The organism is Nocardia sp. NPDC050378 (genome assembly GCF_040655675.1).
Lineage (GTDB): Bacteria > Actinomycetota > Actinomycetes > Mycobacteriales > Mycobacteriaceae > Nocardia > Nocardia coubleae.
In genome coordinates this window covers 1-18,121 of sequence record NZ_JBFAKI010000007.1, presented here as the reverse complement: position 1 = coordinate 18,121, position 18,121 = coordinate 1, and the positions used below count along the sequence as shown (strand labels likewise).

The window sequence follows — 18,121 nt, the reverse complement described above, 5'->3', positions numbered from 1 at the left end:
GAGCATGTCAGGGTGCTGAGTAACCAATGCCGAACGATCGTTCGGTCCGGGAGTGAGGAGTGGTTTCGTGGCGATCGATCTGTCCTACCCGCCCGAGGTGCAGCGGCTGGCCGACCGCACCCGCGGGTTCGTTCGCGACCGGGTGCTACCGATCGAGGACGCGCACGACGGCGACATCACTGCCGCGGGCGGCGACGCACTGCGCAAGGATCTGCAACACGCCGCACGCGAGGCCGGTGTGTTCGCACCGCACGCACCGGCCGAATACGGCGGGCACGGACTGGGAATGGTGAACCGCGCACCGGTCTTCGAAGAAGCGGGCTATTCCCTGTTCGGCCCGACGGCGCTGAATATCGCGGCCCCGGACGAGGGCAATGTGCACATGCTCGCCCACATCGCCGATCCCGAGCAGAAACAACGGTTCCTCGCTCCGCTGGCGCGCGGCGAGGTCCGCTCGGCCTTCGCGATGACCGAACCCGCCCCCGGTGCGGGCTCGGACCCCTCCGCGCTGACCACCCGCGCGGTGCGCGCCGAGGGCGGGTGGCGGATCAACGGTCACAAATGGTTCATCACCGGCGCCGACGGCGCGGGCTTCTTCATCATCATGGCCCGCACCTCGGGTGAACCCGGCGAGCGTGGTGGCGCGACCATGTTCCTCGCCCCGGCCGAGACCCCGGGAATCCGAGTGGGCCGCCATATCGACACCCTGGACCGATCGATGCTCGGCGGTCATTGCGAGGTGTTCCTCGACGACGTGCTCGTCCCCGACTCCGCCGTGCTCGGGGCGGTCGACCGTGGCTTCGAGTACGCCCAGGTGCGGCTGGGGCCTGCCCGCATGACCCACGTGATGCGCTGGCTCGGAGCCGCCCGCCGAGGTCACGACGTCGCGGTGGCGCGGGTGGCCGAGCGTCGCGGATTCGGTTCGCGGCTCGGCGATCTCGGCATGATCCAGCAGATGATCGCCGACAACGAGATCGACATCGCCGCTACGCGGGCACTGCTGACCCGCGCATGCTGGGAACTCGACCTCGGCGAACCCGCCGCGAATGCGACGTCGATCGCGAAAACCTATGCGGCCGAAGCGATCTTCCGGATCATCGATCGCAGCATGCAGATGTGCGGTGGCCTCGGCGTCTCCGCCGACCTGCCGCTGGCTCGGCTCTCCCGCGAGGTCCGGCCGTTCCGGATCTACGACGGCCCGTCCGAGGTGCACCGCTGGGCCATCGCCAAACGTGCGGTGAGCGCGGCCCGTCGCGCACAGCAGGACATGAAATGAGCCTTCCCGGAATGGATGTCGTCGCACTGGAGAAGTTCCTGCGCGACAGTGGCGTCGCGGTGCGTGGTGAGCTGCGGGTGGAACTGATCGGCGGTGGCCGTTCGAATCTGACCTTCGAGGTCGCCGACGACGAGTCGACCTGGGTGGTGCGCCGTCCGCCCGTCGCCGGGCTCACGCCCTCGGCCCACGACATGGCCCGCGAATTCACCGTGACCCGAGCACTCGAGGGCTCGGCGGTACCGGTCGCGAAGACCGTCGCGTTCGATGCGCAGGGCACCGCGCTCGGCGCCCCCATGACCGTGGTCGAATACGTCGACGGATCGGTGATCCGCGACCAGCACGACCTCGCCGCCCTCACCGACGCCCAAGTGGCGGCGAGCGCGGCCGAGCTGGTGCGCGTGCTGGCCCGATTGCACGAGGTCGACCCGGACGCGGTGGGTCTGGGCACGTTCGGACGTCCCACGGGTTTCGTCGAACGGCAGGTAAATCTGTGGGCGTCCCAATGGGATCGGGTGAAGACTCGTGAGCTCGCCGATGTCGCGGCCCTGCACGCGGCACTGGTGGAGTCGGTGCCGACAGCCTCCGCGGCCTCGATCGTGCACGGCGACTTCCGGATCGACAACACGATTCTGGACGCGGCCGATCCGGGCCGGGTGCGTGCTGTCGTGGACTGGGAGATGTCGACACTGGGGGATCCGCTCACCGATGTCGCGCTGATGTGTGTGTACCGCTCGCCGGTGTTCGACCTGGTTCTCGGCTCGTCGGCCGCGTGGACCAGCGATCGCATGCCCACCGCCGACGCTCTCGCACAGGCCTACGCGACAGCCTCCGGGCGAGACCTGGGCGACTGGGGTTTCTACCTCGCGCTCGCCAACTTCAAACTCGGCGTGATCGGCGAGGGCATCACCCACCGCGCGCTCCGAGGCTCCGGCGCCGGAGCAGGCGCCGAACGTGCGGCCGAGGCGACGCCGGAATTCATGGCGGCCGGGCTGCGGGCGATGAAAGGACACCGGAAATGACCAGGTCCGCGCTCATCAGTGGCGCCTCCAGGGGTATCGGCCTCGGCATCGCGAAACACCTGGCCCAGCAGGGTTATTCGCTGACCATCACCGCGCGCGATGTCGACCGTCTGCGCGCGGTCGCCGCGGAACTGCGTGCGGACGGCGCGGCGGAAGTGGTCGTTGCCGCCGCCGATATGTCCGATGAGGAGGGCGTGGCGCGCGTGCTCGCCGCGCACACGGATCGGTTCGCGACGATGTCGGCCCTGATCCTGAACGCGGGTGTCGGCACCGCGGGCCCGCTGGCCGAATCTTCGATGCGGCGCTTCGACAAGACCATGGAAGTCAACGTCCGCGCTCCGATCCAGTTGATCCAGGGCGCGCTGCCGCTGTTGCGCGCCGGGGCCCGGGAAGACCCCGGTCGTGGTGCGAAAGTCATCGCGCTGTCATCGATCACCGGTGTCTACGCCGAGGCCGGGCTCGCCGTCTACGGCGCGGCCAAGGCGGCGCTGATCTCACTGCTGGCCACCCTCAACGCCGAAGAATCCGGGAACGGAGTCACCGCCACCGCCATCGCACCCGCCTACGTCGACACCGAGATGAGCGCCTGGATCCACGATAAGGTTCCCCCTGAGCAGATGCTCGCCGTGAACGACATCGTCGAGATGGTCGACGCGCTGCTGCGGTTGTCCGCCCGCGCGGTGGTGCCGGCAATCGTGATGTCCCGCGCGGGCACCGACGGCTACCGGGCATGACTGAGCGGTCGCGCCCACCTTCTCGTAGTCGACCCTGAACGGAGCTGTTGCCGAGCGGAGTCGTCGACAGCGTTCGGCCTGGGGATGGCCGCGGGCCCGATCGTGGGTGGCGTACTGACCGCGGCTCTCTGGTGGGGTGCGGTCTTCCTCATCGCCGTCCCGGTCGCCCTTCTGGTGCTGGCGGGCGCGCCGACGCTGCTTCCGGAGCGATGGTCACCTGCCGGTCGGCTCGACGTGCTCAGTGCCGGGCTGTCATTGGCGGCGATGCTGCCGGTCGTCTACGCGATCAAGCATGCCGCCGCGCACGGTATCGACCTGCCCGCGGTGGCAGCCGCTGTCGTCGGTGGTGTCGCGACCGTCGCGTTCGTCCGCCGTCAACTGCGTCTGCCGGAACCCCTGCTCGACGTGAAGCTGTTCACCGGTACGACCTTCGCAGCCCTGTCGGTGCTGTTGATCGGCCTCGTCGGATTCGGTGGCGCGATGTTTCTGGTGACCCAATACCTGCAGCTCGTGGCGGGCTTCTCCCCGGCAATGGCCGGTTTGTGAATGGGTCCGCCCGCGCTCGTCATGCTCGTCGGCGGCTCGGTCACCAGCACTCAGGCCATGACCGTTTCGGCTGAGAGCGAGGCGCCGACGAGACCCATCTGACGGCGGAAATCGCCGCCGACGTCGAATCCTGAATACGAAGCGAGGGCGACCGGTCGCCCTCGCTCTGTTCATGCCGTGTGGCCTGTGGCCACCGTGCGATGTCCGGCCGATACGCACTCTTCAGCGAAGAACCGGTCAGGCGGGTTATTCGACCTCGGTCATCGCGAGGAGTTCAGCGCGGGCGATCTCGAGGTCTTCGTCCGAGAGGTAGGGGCTGGCGGCGGCGACCGCGAGCCCTTCTGTGGCGTATCGGATCAGGAGGGCGCGGGTGTGGGGGAGACCATCGGCGGCGAAGGCATCGGCAAGGATGCGGGCGTCTCGTTCGTAGAGGGCTTCGCGCTCCGGCGAGGTACCGAGGGTGGTGATGAGGCTGGTGGGTGCCAGGACTCGTTTCACGTATTCGCTGTCGCCGGTGAATGCGCGGATGTAGGCCCGGGTGAATTTTCCGGGTCTGTTCTCCGACAGGTCGATCTGGGCGCGCACCTCTTCGTGCAAGCGGGTGAGAATGTGTTCGGTGACTCCGTTGACGAGTGCTTCGCGGTGGGGAAAGTGATGCATGAGGCCGCTTTTGGTGACGCCTGCCGCGACCGCGATATCGGCCAGGGCCACATTGGCGCCGCGTTCGGTGAATACCGCCTCTGCCGCGTCCAAGATGGCGCGGCGGGTGCGTTCCTTGTCGCGGGTAGCGGCGCGGTCGCCGGTGGTCGCGCGGTCAGACTTCGTCATGTCGAGCTACTTTCACAGTGCCGTGGGAAGGGATGGCACGCCAAGCGAGGATCGCCGCGACGGCGAGGATCGCCGCCGCGATGAACGAGGTGGTCTGCATGGCGTGGGCGAAGGAGTCCTGGGCCAGCGCGACGATGCCGGGGTCGTCGACCGTCGCGACGGTGGCGGCGAGCGAGTCCTCGATGACGGCGACGCGGGACGGGTCGGTATCGGCAGGCAGGTTCACATGCGACCGGTAGTTCGCCAACTGGATGGACCCGAGAACCGCGATCCCCAGCGCCCCGCCGAGTTCGTAGGCGGTCTCCGCGATCGAGGATGCCGCGCCCGCGCGTTCCCTCGGCACGGCGGTGACCACCGCGTCGACCGCCAGGGTCATGGCCACGCCTACGCCGAGACCGAGTACCGCCAGGGCGACACCGAGACCCCAGTAGCCGGAGTGGGTGGCGGACAACCCGAGCAGGAGAAGTCCGACCGCGGCAGTGGCGAGACCGGCACCGATCGAGCGGCCCGGGCCGAATCGCGTGACGAGCACACCGACGAAGGCGATCACCACGATCGACGCGATCGTGGCCGGAAGTTCGGCCATCCCGGCCCGCAGCGGCCCGTAACCGCGCACGAGCTGAAGATACTGGGAGAAGAAGAACAGCAGACCCATGAACGCGAAGATCGACAATGCCGACGAGGTGACCGCACCCGTGAATGCCGGTCGGCGGAACAGCGCGATATCGAGTAGCGGGTACTCGAGATTCAACTGCCTGCGCACGAACAACCATCCTGCCACCACACCCGCTGCCGCGAACGTGACAACAGTCCAGTCGAAACCCGTTCCGACCCAATGCTTTATCGCGTACACCAGGGGCACGATCGCGACAATCGACAGCGCCGCCGAGACGAGGTCCACCGGCCTGGTGGCATCGCCGCGCGACTCCGGGAGCAGCACGACGCCCGCGACGAGGACGACCAGCATGATCGGCACGTTGATCAGGAATACCGAGCCCCACCAGAACCGTTCGAGCAGCGCCCCGCCGACGAGTGGCCCGAGCGCGGCACCTGCTGTGGCGCCCGCGGACCAGATCGCGATCGCGGTGGTGCGTTGCCTCGGCTCGGCGAACAGGTGACGGACGATCGACAGTGTCGAGGGCATCAGTGTCGCGCCCGCGACACCGAGTAACGCGCGAGCGGCGATGAGCGTTTCCGGGTTCGGCGCGAACGCGGCCAGCACCGACGCACAACCGAACGCTCCCGCGCCGATGAGCAGCAGCCGTTTGCGCCCGATCTTGTCGGCCAGATTGCCCATCGTGATCAGCAAGCCCGCCAGCACGAACGAATAGATGTCGCCGATCCACAACAGCTGGGTCGCGGTCGGTGCGATATCGGTGGTCAGCGACGGGACGGCCAGGTACAGGACCGTGCCGTCGATCGCGAGCAGCAGCACCACCAGGACCAGGGCGGCGAGCGCCCACCATTCGCGCCTGCCCGCACGTTTCGTTTCGAGGTCTTGGCTCACCGCACCAGACTAACCGTCCACCTGCCTTGTTGTACAGTCCGAATGGACTGTAAATGCGTGATGGTCGGTCGATGCGGCAGGGTCTATGGGGTGGGGTTCGTCGCGGACGTGCTCGTGCGGGACAGTCGAACGGCCGGGCCGCCGAGGCTCGCCACGAGCAACAGCCCAGGCCGGCGACCGGCGTCGACCTTGTGCTCGCGCACTATTCAGCGGAGTCGGCGTGTCGGTCGGGACCAGCCGATGCTGAGTTGGACGGCCGTTGCCGTGCTTCTCGATGAGGTATCGAAACGCGCCCGGCGTGGGTGCGACAGGCGTTTCTTGCGTGCATGATGTCGACATGAAGTACGTGTTGCTGATCTGCGACGACGAGACGACTTCGCCGACCATGGCGGAAATCGCCGCCGATCCGGCGTACCGCGCGTTCGAGGACGAAGTGGAGCGGCGCGGCGCCAGTCTCGGCGGCGCGCGATTACGCCCGGTGGCCGATGCGACGACAGTCCGCAACCGCGACGGAGAAACACTGGTGTCCGACGGGCCGTTCGCGGAGACCAAGGACTTCATCGGCGGCATCGACATCATCGACTGCGCGGATCTGGATGACGCGATCGCCATCGCAGCACGCCATCCGTACGCGAGTCGGGGTTGCGTCGAGATCCGCCCCGTCTGGGAATGACCGCACCCCAGGCAGTTCGCGCGGCGGTGGCCGCGGCGTTTCGCGACGAATGGGGTCAAGTGGTCGCGACCCTGATCGGGATCACCGGAGATTGGGATCTCGCGGAGGACTGCGCGCAGGAGGCGTTCGCCGCGGCGCTGACGACGTGGCCGCGCGATGGTGTCCCGAGCCGTCCGGGAGCCTGGCTCACCACGACGGCGCGCAACCGTGCGACCGACCGGCTCCGCCGGGACACGGCCGCGGCCGCGAAGCTGCGCCAGCTCGCTGTGCTGGGACGAGACCCGATCGAGCCGCCGACGGACAGGATCCCCGACGAGCGGTTGCGGCTGATCTTCACCTGCTGCCATCCGGCGCTGCCGTTCCCGGCCCGGGTCGCTCTCACGTTGCGCACGCTGGCGGGCTTGAGCACCGCCGAGATAGCGAAGGCGTTTCTGACCGCCGAGCCCACGATGGCGCAACGCTTGGTGCGCGCGAAACGCAAGATCACCGAGGCGGGCATCCCGTACCGCGTGCCACCGCCGGAACTGCTGCCAGCACGACTCCCCTCCGTTCTGGCGGTGCTCTATCTGATCTTCAACCAGGGCTACGACGACGAGGACGAAACCCGCGGGCTCGCGGCCGAGGGCATCCATCTCGCGCGTGTCCTTGCCCGGCTGCTGCCCACCGAGCCCGAGGCGCGCGGCCTGCTGGCCTTGATGCTGCTGCTCGAGGCACGCCGCGAGAACCGTACCGACCACGGCGTGCTGGTCACGCTGGAGAACCAGGACCGATCCCGATGGGATCACGCGCTGATCGCCGAAGGCGTGCAGACGCTCGACAACGCGCTGGCCATGCGCCATCCCGGCCCCTATCAGGTGCAGGCCGCGATCGCCGCTTGCCACGCCACCGCGCCCGACGCGGCGTCCACGGACTGGCCACAGATCGCAGCCCTCTACCGCGAACTCGCGCAGTTGGCCCCGTCCCCGGTCGTCGACCTCAACCGCGCCGTGGCGGTGGCGATGGCCGACGGCATCCCCGCCGGCCTGGCCCTCGTCGACGAGATCGCCGAGTCCGGCCGCCTCGACGGGTACTACCTGCTGCCCGCGACCCGAGGCGATCTCCTCCGCCGCGACGGCCGGATCACCGAAGCCACCGCAGCGTACGAGGCCGCGCTGGAACTCGCCCCCACCGACGCCGAGCGCCGCTACCTGGCCGAACGCCTTCGCGGACGCTGACAGATCCGTTCCGGAACTTTTCTCGCGCCGATGTCGATCCAGCGCACTGCCCTTCGTCGGTGGTACACAACCACCCGATAGAGAGGCAAGAAAATGTCGAACGCCGAATACCTGAGCGCCACGATGTCGGTCAGCCATACGCCGGAAGAGGTCTTCGCCGCCGTCACCGATGTGCGCGGATGGTGGAACCAGAACATCATCGGCGATACGGCCGCCGTCGGCGACGAGTTCGTCTTCACCGACGACATCAACTACGCGGGAGAGACGGCCAGGACGAACAAGGGCGGCATCCGGTTCAGCCGGTTCCGGATCACCGAGGTAGTGCCGAGCGAGCGGATGGTCTGGCACGTCGTGGACTCCGACCTCAGCTTCGTCGACGACCGCGACGAGTGGACCGGCACCGACGTCGTCTTCGACATCACGGCGGACCGGACCGGCACGACCCTGCGCTTCACGCACAAAGGCCTGACCGCCGCAGACTCCGAATGCTTCGACGAATGCTCCCGCGGCTGGAACTTCTACATCACCAGGAGCCTGCCGCAGTTGATCACCACCGGCACCGGTTTGCCGTTCGCGAAGTACGACGCCTGATCCTCCGCGACTCGAGGGGATCGGCCTCTAAGTTTCCTGATCGGAGGCAGAGGTCGGGCAGGAAGGTGATTCGGTCGGTCCATGCACGAATTGAAGGCAAGACGGTGATCTGTCGAGCACGGTCAGTGTGTTGCGGTGAACCTATTGTTGCCCGGCGAGGGAGCCGTGTTCGGCGAGGGCGACGAGTTTCGTCAGCGCCGTGCGCCAGCCGATCTCGTTGTCGGGCGGGCTCAAGCCCGGTGGAACGTCCTCGTGCAGCACATCCAGATCGGTGCCGCCGTCGGCCGAATCGGTGAGGGTGAAGGTGACGGTCTGCGCGCCGGACATCTCCGGCCTGACGGTGACGAACTCGAGCACCTCGACGATCCGCTCGTCGGGAGTCAGGCTGAGGAAACGGCCGTAGTAGGCGTCGTGCTGCGCATCGGCGGTGTCGGCGTCGGCAGCGTCGTCGTAGATGAGGGTGATGGAAAATGCCCCACCCTCGTGGGGCTCGAACCGGTGCACTCGGCTGGCTTTGGCCATGTCGTCGGGCACCATCCATGCCTTGACCGAGTCCGCGTCGAGGAGCAGCCGGTAGACCGTTGACCGCGGCGCGTTGATGTGCCTGCCTATCCTCGTGGTCGACATACTTCCACGGTAGCCTCCGCAGTGCGCACAGATCGTCTAGGCGCCAGAAGCCGCGAAACACCCGTCCTCGAAGTCCATGGTCGCAAGCGGCGCACGGAATTGTCGTGAGCGGTGCCGAGAACGCGGGTGCTCAGGACGATGAACCCGCTGCGTGGGGCTCAGCCCGCAAGGAACTCGACGAACGCACCGAAGCCCTGGTGGAGCGCATCTCACGGATGCCGATCGACCAGCTCATGAGGGCCGAACCGGTCCTCGACTCCAGCTTGCTCGCCCAGGGAGTGGTCGACTCCGGGATGATCAGCACCGTCTTCGACGGCATCCCCGCCACATCCGCGAGGGCTACGCCTTCCGATGACGTTCGGTCACAGCCGGTTTCCGCGAGCCCGCTCGCGATCGAGACGAGCCCGTCGGCGACCACAAACGCACCAGGCCCGGCGCGGAGGGTTCCACGCAACGACATGTGCATCCTGACAGCACGATGCGACAGATCGACGTCGAACGCACGAGGCGGATTCGGTCAACGTAGGGCCTTACCGAGTTTTCCCGTTGCTCGGTGTCAGGTGAGGAGAGTTGGTTGGGGGCGCAATGTTGTTTGCTATGCGTGCAAGGGAGGCCGATGGGCAGGGCTGAGTCCCTGGTAGAGACATATTCTGCGGTGTGCAGCGGAGGTGTGCCGCTGGTGAAGAGGAGTTGGTGGGATGCTCGTGCACGACACCGCAGAAATCGCGCCGCGCGAGCGGGTCGATGCGGTGAACGCAGTGTTCAACGACCGGGAGAGCCCGCAATCGGTGACGTACACGACCGATGCGGTCAGCCGGCATCAGATGTATCTGGACGACCTGGGCCCCGGGGTGCATGTATTGCGCAATCGGGGGACTGGGCTCTACATCGTGCGCGATGCGCGGCATGTGGCACAGGGCGCGCCGGAACAGTTCGCGTTGTTCATGCAGATGCGGGGCTCGGGTTTGCTGACTGCGGTGGAGGGTAGCGGTCTGATCGGGCCTGGTCGATTGAGTTTGCTCGACACCACCCGGCCCTATACCTATCGACAGTCGGCGTTCAGCGATCACAAAGTTGTGATACTCGAGCCGTCGGTGCTCGATCTTCCGATCGACATATTGCGGTCGGCGGCACCGGGTTTGCTCGGCAGCCCGCTGTACCCGCTCGTGCGTGCGCATTTTTCGGAGTTGTGCAATACCACCACGGAACTGCCGCAAGCGGCTACCAGCGCGGTGGGGCAGGCGACGGTGCAGCTGGTCAAGGCGCTGGTGACCACGGCGGCCGAGGATCACCGACAGCACGAGGCCATGGACGACGCCTTGTTGCTGCGCATCAGCCTGTTCATCGATGCCCATCTCCACGACGCCGACTTGGACGCGACCAATATTGCCACCGCGCACAGTATTTCGATTCGCCAGCTGTATTACCGCTGGTCGCGTTCGGGTCGCGAACTCGGACTTGCCGAATGGATTCTGCAAAGACGCCTGGACCGGGCCGGGAACCTGCTGGCCGATGCCGGTCGAGCGCTGCCGATCGCAACAGTGGCGCGGCGCAGCGGGTTTCGCAATGTCACCCATTTCAATCGCCGTTTCCGCGACGCGTATGGGATGTCACCGCGAGAGTGGCGCGATGCGCACCAGCCGGGCGGTCGGGCATGATCAGGCGACGGGTCGGGATCCTGGTGTTCGACGGGGTCAAAATGCTCGACTTCGCCGGGCCGGCAGAAGTTTTCATCGAGGCCAACCAATCGGTGCCCGGCTACGAGGTAGTGCTGGTTTCGGCGGACGGGCGGCCCGTGCACACCTCCATCGGTGGACCGGTCGGGGTGAGCGCGGCGGCCCGGCACGCGGGCCGCTTCGACATCGTGGTGATTCCAGGTAGCGAACTGCCGCCGTCACGGTTCGTCACCCCGGCGGTGGTCGGCGCGGCGCGGTGTCTGGCGCAACACACCACCAAGCTGGCTTCGGTATGCAGCGGCGCGTTCGTGCTGGCCGACCTCGGTGTGCTCGACGGCCGACGGGCCACCACGCATTGGAAGTTCACCGAGGACCTGGCTCGTCGGTTCCCGCAGATCGCGGTCGAGCCCGACGCCATCTATGTACGCGACGGCAATGTGTACAGCTCGGCAGGCGTCGCGGCGGGGGTCGATCTCGCGCTGGCGTTGGTCGAGGAGGATCACGGCACAGTCGTCGCGCGCAAGGTCGCCCAATCGCTGCTGGTGTACATGCAGCGCGCGGGCGGTCAGTCGCAATTCTCGGCGGCGCTGACCGGGCCCGCGCCGCGCGGCCCGGTGGTACGCAAGGTGGCGGACCTGATCTGGGCGGACCCGGCGTTCCCGTTCACGGTGCAGTCGCTCGCCGCGCACGCGCAGGTGAGCCCCCGGCACCTGAGCAGGCTGTTCCGCGTTGAGTTGGACAGTTCACCGGCCGAATATGTGGCCTACGTGCGGTTCGCGACCGCCAAGGACAAGCTCGAGGCCGGCTATTCGATCACCGAGGCGGCGATCACGTCCGGTTTCGGCACCACCGAGGCGATGCGGCGGGCATTCGTGCTGCGGTTGGGGATTTCGCCGAAGAAGTATCAACTGCGGTTCGGGTCGGCGGTGCGCGCGACCGGTTGATGTCCCGAATTGCCGTTTTCGTGGCCGGTGCAGCGGGGCGAGTTCGTGGCTGTCTCGACAAAACTGACGGCAGTCGTCTCAGCGGCGACCTCGTCGAAAGGAATCCGATGGTAGGCAATCCGCTCCAGCTCTCCCTGGAACCGGCCGCGCAGGCATTCGTAGCCGCCACGGCAGACCCGCCGTACCTCTATCAGCTGTCGCCCGAGGAGGGGCGCAAGACCGTCGACAGCGTGCAGGACAGCCCGATCGAGAAGCCGGCCGTCGACGAGCGGTGGGTCACCGTCGAGGGTGGGCCGACCGGGTCGGTGCGGGTGCGCATCGTCCGGCCGCAGGGCACGACCGGCGTGCTCCCGGTGATTGTCTACACCCACGGAGCCGGTTGGGTTTTCGGTGACGCGCACACCCACGACCGGCTCGTACGCGATCTGGCGATCGGGGCGAACGCGGCGGTCGTTTTTCCGGAGTACGACCGCTCGCCCGAGGTCGGGTATCCGGTGGCGAACGAGCAGTCGTACCGGGTGGCCCAGTGGGTGGTCACCGAGGGCGCCGACATGGGGCTCGATGCTTCGCGGCTGGCGGTGGCGGGTGATTCGGTCGGCGGCAATATGGCGATAGCGCTGACGCTCATGGCCAAGGAACGCGGCGATGTGTCCATCGCGGCGCAGGTGCTGTTCTACCCGGTCACCGATGCGGCCTCCGACACCGAGTCCTACCGGCAGTTCGCCACCGGCTACTTCCTGACCCGCGATGGTATGCGCTGGTTCTGGGATCAATACACCACCAGTGCCGAGGACCGCGCGCACATCACCGTCTCCCCCCTGCGAGCTACCATCGAGGACTTGGCCGGGTTGCCGTCCGCCTTGGTCATCACCGCCGAGGCAGATGTGCTGCGCGACGAGGGCGAGGCGTACGCGGACAAGCTGCGGGCCGCCGGTGTGCCGGTCACTCAGGTGCGTTACGGCGGCATCGTGCACGACTTCGTGATGCTCAACGCTCTGCACGACACCCACGCCGCGCGGGCCGCGATCGCACAGGCCACAGCCTTCCTCACGCACATCCTGCACGGCTGAACGGAAGGGCCTGCCATGAAACACACTCTCCTCGCCGTCCTCGGCGCGGCCGCGACGGCACTCGCGGGCAGCACGGTTCCGGCGACCGCCGCCCCCGTCACCCCCACCGTCGTCCTCGTGCACGGCGCGTTCGCCGATACCACCAGCTGGGACGGCGTGGCCGCGCACCTGCGTGCCGGCGGATACCAGGTCGTGGTACCCGACAATCCGTTGCGCGGTCCCGGCAACGACGCGGCCGCCATCGAGCGGGTGCTGGCCGACATCGATGGGCCGATCGTGCTGGTCGGGCATTCCTATGGTGGCGCCGTCATCACCAATGTGGACAATCCCGATGTGATGGCGCTGGTCTATGTGGCGGCATTCGCCCCCGCGCCGGGGGAGCCGATGTTCTTCGCGATCAACCCGTTGCAGTTCCCGGGCAGCCGACTGTTGCCGCCCGCGCTGTCACTGAAGGCCAGTGAGTCAGGTTTGGACGGTTACGTCCACCCTGCTTATTTCCATGAGGTTTTCGCACAGGACGTCAGCGCGGCGACAGCGGCCGACATGATCGCGCATCAGAAATCCATTGCCGCTCTGGCGAATATCGAGCCGTCCGGGCCGGCGGCCTGGTCGGACACGCCGAGCTGGTTCGTGGTGTCGGCCGATGATCGTGTGATTCCGCCTGCCGCCCAACGGCTCATGGCCGCGCGAGCGGGTGCGCGCACTACCGAGCTCGCCGCCTCGCACGCCTCCCTCGTCTCCCAGCCCGGCGCTGTCGCCGCGGTTATCGAACAAGCGGCCCAATAGAAGGAAAAGCAATGACCACAACCACTTTCGATCAGCACACCGCCGAGCAGATCGCCAAGGCCAATCAGAGCGGACGCACCCCGGTGGTGTTCGTGCACGGGCTGTGGCTCCTGGCCACCAGCTGGGATCGCTGGGCCGAGGTGTTCGACGGCGCCGGATACGCGCCGGTGACCGCCACTTGGCCCGACGACCCCGACACCGTCACCGAGGCGAACGATCACCCCGAGGTGTTCGCGGGCAAGACCGTCGGCCAGGTCACCGAGCACCTCACCGCGATCGCCGGCGAACTCACCCGCAAGCCCGCGGTGATCGGGCATTCCTTCGGTGGCCTGCTCGCCCAGATCGTGGCCGGGCGCGGGCTGTCGGTCGCCACGGTCGCCATCGACCCGGCCCCGTTTCGTGGGGTGCTGCCGTTGCCGATCAGTTCGCTGCGCGCGGCCTCGCCCGTCTTGCGCAACCCAGCCAACCGGCACCGTGCGGTGCCATTGAGCTATGAACAGTTCCGCTTCAGCTTCGCCAATGCCGTCAGCGAGGAAGAGGCCGAACATCTCTACCGCACCTTCGCGGTTCCCGCCCCCGGTGCACCGCTGTTCCAAGCCGCCGCCGCCAACCTCAACCCGTGGTCGGAAACCGCCGTCGACACCAGCAACCCAGACCGTGGCCCGCTGCTCATCATCTCCGGCGAACAAGACAACACGGTGCCGCGCGCGATCACCCACGCCGAATACGAGAAGCAACGCAAGAACCCCGATGTCACCGAGTTCGTCGAGATCCCCGGCCGTGGTCACGCGCTGACCATCGACAGCGGCTGGCGCGAAGTCGCCGACACCGCACTGCGTTTCGTGCGCCGCTTCGCCTGAGTCCGACGTGCGCGCCGCAGCAGCCGTCGGCGGCGGCCGGGTACGGCAGCGGCGCCGCCGAGGCCATATGTTCAGCGCAGACGGCGGATGTCACCGCGCACTCGGTAGAAGCCACCTCGGGCGGACTCGGTGACCGCGTCGACCACGTAGCGGGCGCCCGGCTCGCGGATGTCGCGGGGGAACTGGACGTTCCAGCCCGACTGGTAGCCGGGGGAGACGACGTGCACGCGTAGTGAACCGCCGTGTTCGACGCATTCTACGACGATGCCGGTGCCGGTCTCGGTGGTGATCTCGACGGTGTTCGACGCGGACACGGCCGTGATCTCGGGGGCCTTGACCGAGACGGTGGCGGGCAGTACGCCCTGGTCGGCGTCGCGAATGGCTTGCTCGCTCACGTCCAGGCAAGCCAGTGCGCCGGATGTGGTTACCAGGTAGAGCTTCTCGTCGTGGTACTGCATGGAGTAGGCCGAACCGCAGCCGGTGGCCAGTTTCCACAGGCGAGCGCCGGTGGCGTCGAAACAATAGACCGAGGAATGGGAGTCACCGGCGAAGACGTAGCGGCCGTCGGGGGAAGCTGCGCAGGAGAAGACGGCGGCGTCGCACTGGTAGGCGCGGGTCGTGCTGCCTTGCTTGGTGATCTCCTCGACGCGGTTGGCCGAAGTGCCTACGTAGACGTCGGAGGTCTCCTGCCAGCCGAAGAGCACGGCGCCGCGGGTGCTCGAATGCCATTGGGTTGCACCGGATTCCAGGTGGAACTTGGTGACGCCGTTGCTGTGACCGTGGTAGACGCCGGTTGCGTCCAGGCGAACCATCCAGCCGGAGTTGCCCGTGCTGCGCGCCGACCAGAGGGACTCCTCCTCGTGGTCGATGACGGTCAGCCCACCCGCGGCATCGGAGGCGGCGAGGATGCCGTCGTGGATGTCGAGCCAGTAGACGTCGTCGGCGGAGACGTTGTAGGCGGCGCGTGGGACCTTGCCCGACAGGTCGTAGACGCGGCCGTCGTCGCAACCTGCGTAGATCCAGAAGTCATCGGCCACAAGGCATTTCACGCCGTCGGGCAGTTGATAGCGGTTGGTCACCTCGCCGCCGGGAGTCAGCGTGTAGACCTCGCCGTTCTCGTTGCCGACCCAGCAGCGGTGTTCGTCGACGAAGATGCCGAAGGCGGCGGCACCGGAATCGAAGCGCCACAGCACCGGGGCGCTCTTGGCGGTCGACCGCTGACTGGTGATGGCGCGGCGAGTCACCGTCCGGCGCCCGCGCGCGCCCATGATCGCCGGGGCATAACCTTTACGGACCTTCTCGCCGATCTTCTTCTGCGCGGCCGTCTTGGCCTTGTCCTCGGTGGCGAACGAGCTCGCCTTGGACTGCCCCTGCTCACCTATACGCCCATAGCGGATGTTCACCTGGGTGCCGGTCACGATCACCTCGTAGAACTTGTGGGCGGAACCGGTGTCGTCGGACAGTTCCAGGTAGGTGGTTTCGGCGGTGGTCATAGGTGCCTCGCTGCGTTCGTGCGGTGTAACGGTTGCGCGAAAAGTAGCAAGGGTCACCGACATCCACGAGACTCACGACGTTCGTCCAGCTAGGTGACAGGATTGCTACCCTCCGCACGCGGCCGGGCGCGTTTGTCCGGCGGTCGAGGGATCGGCCCGCAAGTCGCACGGTCGACACCATGTCTCGACTCTCCGACGACAGCTATGACGAAACGCACATCCGGTCGACACGATCCACATCGGACGTACAGCCCCCTTTTTCGAGCCCCAGCAGCCTGCTGATGAGCCCGGGCCTCGCCGGAATCGACACTGATGACCCAGTCGACCTCGCCGATGAGTCGTCTACGACGATCACCTGATCCCTGAATGAGGTCGTCGGGCGGCGTCATAGACCCAATGAGGCCGGTCCGGGTATGGGTCAGTCGTGGTCGTTCCCCCTGAACGGTGAACTGAGCTGCGGTTTCAGTGCGGCGGTCACCGACGGTTTGCCCTGGTCCCCGTACCAAGGCAGATACGAAAACCATGCGTGAGCAGGGGATTTCGTGGGTAGGCACGATGCGAGCGGCTTGGCGTGCTTACAGGCGTGACATGCTGAATTCACCGGAAGCCGTGTGCTGCGGGCCTGCGAGCACGGCCGCCCGTGTTTCGCTCACTGGTGACGGCTGCTGAGGACTCGCGTCGGCTCCTCGCGGACAATGCCCCGGTGACGCTTACTCTCGCCGAACTTGTCGGCTACACCGATTCTGGTCTCGACGCCGACCTCGCCCGCTGGTTTCCAGACGCCGACCGGGTGTCGATTCCCGCCGAAACACGCTCGGCCGGACTGTTTCTCGAACGACTCGCCCCTGCCGATGCCGCCGCGCTCGCGGCCTTCGATTCCAGGGTTCGCTCCGGTCGGATGCCGCAGTTCCTCGACATTTTCGAATGGTCCTACGCGTTCGACTTCGTTGCCAACGGCTGCGGGATTCTCGATGCGGACTACAGCACCGAACTGGCTGACGACGACGTGTTCTCCGTCGGTGCCGACGGCGGCGGCAACCTGTATGTCTTGCTCACCAACGGGCAGGTCGCGGTGTGGTTTCACGAGGAGGAAGTTCTCGAGGGTGACACCCGTTTCGACAACCTCGATGTCTTCCTCTGGTCGTATGTACGCTACCGAGCGGTGCGCGCGGGCAGGCTTGCGCCGGCCGATATCGAGGCGGACTTCATCGCGCTCGGCCAAGATGGTGCGCTCGCCGAGGAGATCGGGTTGTTGAGTCAAATCACCCAGTAGCGCAGCTGTTTTCGTGTGCGGGTCGTCCCGGGTGAGGGTCCGGGGCGACGCGTGGATCGTCAGCGGCGAATCGGCTGCACGGTCATCGCGCTGTGGTCACACTCGGCCCCTTCGACGACATCTCCGGAGACGATGCCTGAGCGGCAGGTCGAGCAGTGACGGCCCCGCATCTGCGCAGCGCGATCTTGTACGCGGGGAAACCGGTAACGCTCGAAGCGGCATGAGCAGGCTCCAAGGGTTTGTTCAGGATCTTGAAAAAGTCTCGGGATACTGTCGAAAGCAGTTGCAGACCAATGCAATAGCGCTCCTCCAGGGGCCTTTCGAGAGGAAACCATGAAGAAGAAAGTCTTTTCTTCGATAGGACTCGCGCTCGCGGCTGCGGCCACAGCGATCGCTGTGACCGCTCCCACCGCAAGCGCCGATACGGCCTCGCGAGGCGCATGCTTGACCATCGTGAACAACACCCCCAAGGCCATTCGCATCGTGATGCGAACAACGCCGATCGGAAACCAGCCCGGTTGGAGCCACGACGTCGCTGCTCGCTCTCGTGCGGTTCTCAAGGATGGGAACCGTAACAGCCTCCTGTCGCCTGACGGGACGTGGAACATCGATGCCCCGGCAGGCAAATGGTGGTTCGACGGCCGGATGCGCGAAGGTGCCTGTAATGGGTCCTGGTACTACACCGTGAATTGAACGGCGTAGCTCTAGATTTCGGTATGGACGTCCTGATATTCAGGAGTCGCGAAGTTCGAGCTGACGTGAGATCTCCGCGGCCGCGTCTTTCACGGCGGCCTCGACGTCGCGCAGCCGACTGCGGGGGACCCGGGCGGCGAGAGCGGCGACGCTGACGGCGGCGCAGACCGAACCCGTGGCGTTTCGCACCGGTGCGACCACGCCGAGGATGTGGGGGTCGAGTTCGCCCTGCGACACCGCGATTCCGGCTTTGCGGATACCACGGTCCGGCGTCCCGTCGTCGGCCGACGACGGGACGCCGGACCGTGGTA

General features: G+C 66.8%; 19 protein-coding genes and 1 pseudogene. 15 read left to right on the top strand and 5 right to left on the bottom strand.

Translation table 11 applies throughout. The annotated features are described in order from the left end of the window. Positions 1-67 precede the first annotated feature (67 nt). The 4 genes from AB0I35_RS17355 (at position 68) to AB0I35_RS17340 (ending at position 3,575) form a co-directional block, all read left to right on the top strand. Entirely contained in the window at positions 68-1,276 is a 1,209-nt protein-coding gene (locus AB0I35_RS17355; protein ID WP_357397048.1) for an acyl-CoA dehydrogenase family protein, read from the top strand. Further along, the gene (locus AB0I35_RS17350; protein ID WP_357397047.1) at positions 1,273-2,295 is read left to right on the top strand and encodes a phosphotransferase family protein; all 1,023 of its coding nucleotides are present in this window, start codon (positions 1,273-1,275) and stop codon (positions 2,293-2,295) included. Before AB0I35_RS17355 ends, AB0I35_RS17350 begins: the two co-directional genes overlap by 4 nt. Continuing rightward, the gene (locus AB0I35_RS17345; protein ID WP_357397046.1) at positions 2,292-3,029 is read left to right on the top strand and encodes an SDR family oxidoreductase; all 738 of its coding nucleotides are present in this window, start codon (positions 2,292-2,294) and stop codon (positions 3,027-3,029) included. The genes AB0I35_RS17350 and AB0I35_RS17345 overlap by 4 nt, the downstream gene beginning before the upstream one ends. Before the next feature lie 102 nt (positions 3,030-3,131). Next, positions 3,132-3,575, top strand: a complete 444-nt coding sequence (locus tag AB0I35_RS17340) for a hypothetical protein (protein ID WP_357397045.1) — start codon at positions 3,132-3,134, stop codon at positions 3,573-3,575. A 246-nt stretch (positions 3,576-3,821) separates the two neighbouring features. Here AB0I35_RS17340 and AB0I35_RS17335 read toward each other — a convergent pair whose 3' ends face one another. Then, complete coding sequence (locus AB0I35_RS17335; RefSeq protein WP_357397044.1) at positions 3,822-4,403, bottom strand: TetR family transcriptional regulator; 582 nt, start codon at positions 4,401-4,403, stop codon at positions 3,822-3,824. Continuing rightward, on the bottom strand, positions 4,390-5,910 hold the full coding sequence (locus AB0I35_RS17330) for an MFS transporter (protein WP_357397042.1): 1,521 nt from the start codon (positions 5,908-5,910) through the stop codon (positions 4,390-4,392). Before AB0I35_RS17330 ends, AB0I35_RS17335 begins: the two co-directional genes overlap by 14 nt. A 337-nt stretch (positions 5,911-6,247) precedes the next feature. On the opposite strand from AB0I35_RS17330, the gene AB0I35_RS17325 reads away from it, so the two are divergent. From AB0I35_RS17325 to AB0I35_RS17315, 3 genes are all read left to right on the top strand, one after another. Next, the gene (locus AB0I35_RS17325) at positions 6,248-6,583 is read left to right on the top strand and encodes a YciI family protein (protein WP_357397041.1); all 336 of its coding nucleotides are present in this window, start codon (positions 6,248-6,250) and stop codon (positions 6,581-6,583) included. Beyond that, entirely contained in the window at positions 6,580-7,797 is a 1,218-nt protein-coding gene (locus tag AB0I35_RS17320; RefSeq protein WP_357397040.1) for a sigma-70 family RNA polymerase sigma factor, read from the top strand. The genes AB0I35_RS17325 and AB0I35_RS17320 overlap by 4 nt, the downstream gene beginning before the upstream one ends. A 93-nt stretch (positions 7,798-7,890) precedes the next feature. Continuing rightward, positions 7,891-8,388 carry an SRPBCC domain-containing protein gene (locus tag AB0I35_RS17315; RefSeq protein WP_357397039.1) on the top strand — a complete coding sequence of 166 codons (498 nt, stop codon included), beginning with the start codon at positions 7,891-7,893 and terminating at the stop codon, positions 8,386-8,388. Between the two features lie 141 nt (positions 8,389-8,529). Here the strand turns inward: AB0I35_RS17315 and AB0I35_RS17310 are convergent, their stop codons facing one another. Next, positions 8,530-9,015, bottom strand: a complete 486-nt coding sequence (locus AB0I35_RS17310; protein ID WP_357397038.1) for an SRPBCC domain-containing protein — start codon at positions 9,013-9,015, stop codon at positions 8,530-8,532. Between the two features lie 170 nt (positions 9,016-9,185). Between AB0I35_RS17310 and AB0I35_RS17305 the strand changes: the two are divergent. The 6 genes and pseudogenes from AB0I35_RS17305 to AB0I35_RS17280 all read left to right on the top strand — a co-directional run. Further along, a pseudogene (locus AB0I35_RS17305) lies at positions 9,186-9,541 on the top strand (hypothetical protein); the annotation flags it as partial. Positions 9,542-9,713: 172 nt separating this feature from the next. Further along, positions 9,714-10,673 carry a helix-turn-helix domain-containing protein gene (locus AB0I35_RS17300; protein ID WP_357397037.1) on the top strand — a complete coding sequence of 320 codons (960 nt, stop codon included), beginning with the start codon at positions 9,714-9,716 and terminating at the stop codon, positions 10,671-10,673. Next, positions 10,670-11,635, top strand: coding sequence for a DJ-1/PfpI family protein (locus AB0I35_RS17295; protein WP_357397035.1), 966 nt, complete (start codon positions 10,670-10,672; stop codon positions 11,633-11,635). The genes AB0I35_RS17300 and AB0I35_RS17295 overlap by 4 nt, the downstream gene beginning before the upstream one ends. A 107-nt stretch (positions 11,636-11,742) precedes the next feature. Next, on the top strand, positions 11,743-12,705 hold the full coding sequence (locus AB0I35_RS17290; protein ID WP_357397034.1) for an alpha/beta hydrolase: 963 nt from the start codon (positions 11,743-11,745) through the stop codon (positions 12,703-12,705). 15 nt (positions 12,706-12,720) lie between these two features. Beyond that, complete coding sequence (locus tag AB0I35_RS17285) at positions 12,721-13,491, top strand: alpha/beta hydrolase (RefSeq protein WP_357397033.1); 771 nt, start codon at positions 12,721-12,723, stop codon at positions 13,489-13,491. Between the two features lie 11 nt (positions 13,492-13,502). Continuing rightward, on the top strand, positions 13,503-14,351 hold the full coding sequence (locus tag AB0I35_RS17280; RefSeq protein WP_357397032.1) for an alpha/beta hydrolase: 849 nt from the start codon (positions 13,503-13,505) through the stop codon (positions 14,349-14,351). 71 nt (positions 14,352-14,422) lie between these two features. On the opposite strand, the gene AB0I35_RS17275 is transcribed toward AB0I35_RS17280, so the two are convergent. Continuing rightward, positions 14,423-15,844, bottom strand: coding sequence for a WGR domain-containing protein (locus tag AB0I35_RS17275; protein ID WP_357397030.1), 1,422 nt, complete (start codon positions 15,842-15,844; stop codon positions 14,423-14,425). A gap of 703 nt (positions 15,845-16,547) precedes the next feature. Between AB0I35_RS17275 and AB0I35_RS17270 the strand changes: the two genes are divergently transcribed. Together AB0I35_RS17270 and AB0I35_RS17265 are read left to right on the top strand one after the other, a co-directional pair. After that, the gene (locus tag AB0I35_RS17270) at positions 16,548-17,117 is read left to right on the top strand and encodes a hypothetical protein (protein WP_357397028.1); all 570 of its coding nucleotides are present in this window, start codon (positions 16,548-16,550) and stop codon (positions 17,115-17,117) included. Between the two features lie 333 nt (positions 17,118-17,450). Then, positions 17,451-17,810, top strand: a complete 360-nt coding sequence (locus AB0I35_RS17265; protein WP_357397027.1) for a hypothetical protein — start codon at positions 17,451-17,453, stop codon at positions 17,808-17,810. Between the two features lie 39 nt (positions 17,811-17,849). Here AB0I35_RS17265 and AB0I35_RS17260 read toward each other — a convergent pair. Next, positions 17,850-18,121: IclR family transcriptional regulator C-terminal domain-containing protein (locus tag AB0I35_RS17260; RefSeq protein WP_357397025.1), on the bottom strand; the 272-nt coding region annotated here is incomplete at its 5' end.

What these genes read in the sequence shown, in the direction of transcription:
- AB0I35_RS17275 (WP_357397030.1), bottom strand. Translation starts at nt 15,844, where the DNA reads ATGACCACCGCCGAAACCACCTACCTGGAACTGTCCGACGACACCGGT.
- AB0I35_RS17335 (WP_357397044.1), bottom strand. Translation starts at nt 4,403, where the DNA reads ATGACGAAGTCTGACCGCGCGACCACCGGCGACCGCGCCGCTACCCGC.
- AB0I35_RS17295 (WP_357397035.1), top strand. Translation starts at nt 10,670, where the DNA reads ATGATCAGGCGACGGGTCGGGATCCTGGTGTTCGACGGGGTCAAAATG.
- AB0I35_RS17325 (WP_357397041.1), top strand. Translation starts at nt 6,248, where the DNA reads ATGAAGTACGTGTTGCTGATCTGCGACGACGAGACGACTTCGCCGACC.
- AB0I35_RS17280 (WP_357397032.1), top strand. Translation starts at nt 13,503, where the DNA reads ATGACCACAACCACTTTCGATCAGCACACCGCCGAGCAGATCGCCAAG.
- AB0I35_RS17320 (WP_357397040.1), top strand. Translation starts at nt 6,580, where the DNA reads ATGACCGCACCCCAGGCAGTTCGCGCGGCGGTGGCCGCGGCGTTTCGC.
- AB0I35_RS17265 (WP_357397027.1), top strand. Translation starts at nt 17,451, where the DNA reads ATGAAGAAGAAAGTCTTTTCTTCGATAGGACTCGCGCTCGCGGCTGCG.
- AB0I35_RS17345 (WP_357397046.1), top strand. Translation starts at nt 2,292, where the DNA reads ATGACCAGGTCCGCGCTCATCAGTGGCGCCTCCAGGGGTATCGGCCTC.
- AB0I35_RS17315 (WP_357397039.1), top strand. Translation starts at nt 7,891, where the DNA reads ATGTCGAACGCCGAATACCTGAGCGCCACGATGTCGGTCAGCCATACG.
- AB0I35_RS17310 (WP_357397038.1), bottom strand. Translation starts at nt 9,015, where the DNA reads ATGTCGACCACGAGGATAGGCAGGCACATCAACGCGCCGCGGTCAACG.
- AB0I35_RS17290 (WP_357397034.1), top strand. Translation starts at nt 11,743, where the DNA reads ATGGTAGGCAATCCGCTCCAGCTCTCCCTGGAACCGGCCGCGCAGGCA.
- AB0I35_RS17350 (WP_357397047.1), top strand. Translation starts at nt 1,273, where the DNA reads ATGAGCCTTCCCGGAATGGATGTCGTCGCACTGGAGAAGTTCCTGCGC.
- AB0I35_RS17285 (WP_357397033.1), top strand. Translation starts at nt 12,721, where the DNA reads ATGAAACACACTCTCCTCGCCGTCCTCGGCGCGGCCGCGACGGCACTC.
- AB0I35_RS17300 (WP_357397037.1), top strand. Translation starts at nt 9,714, where the DNA reads ATGCTCGTGCACGACACCGCAGAAATCGCGCCGCGCGAGCGGGTCGAT.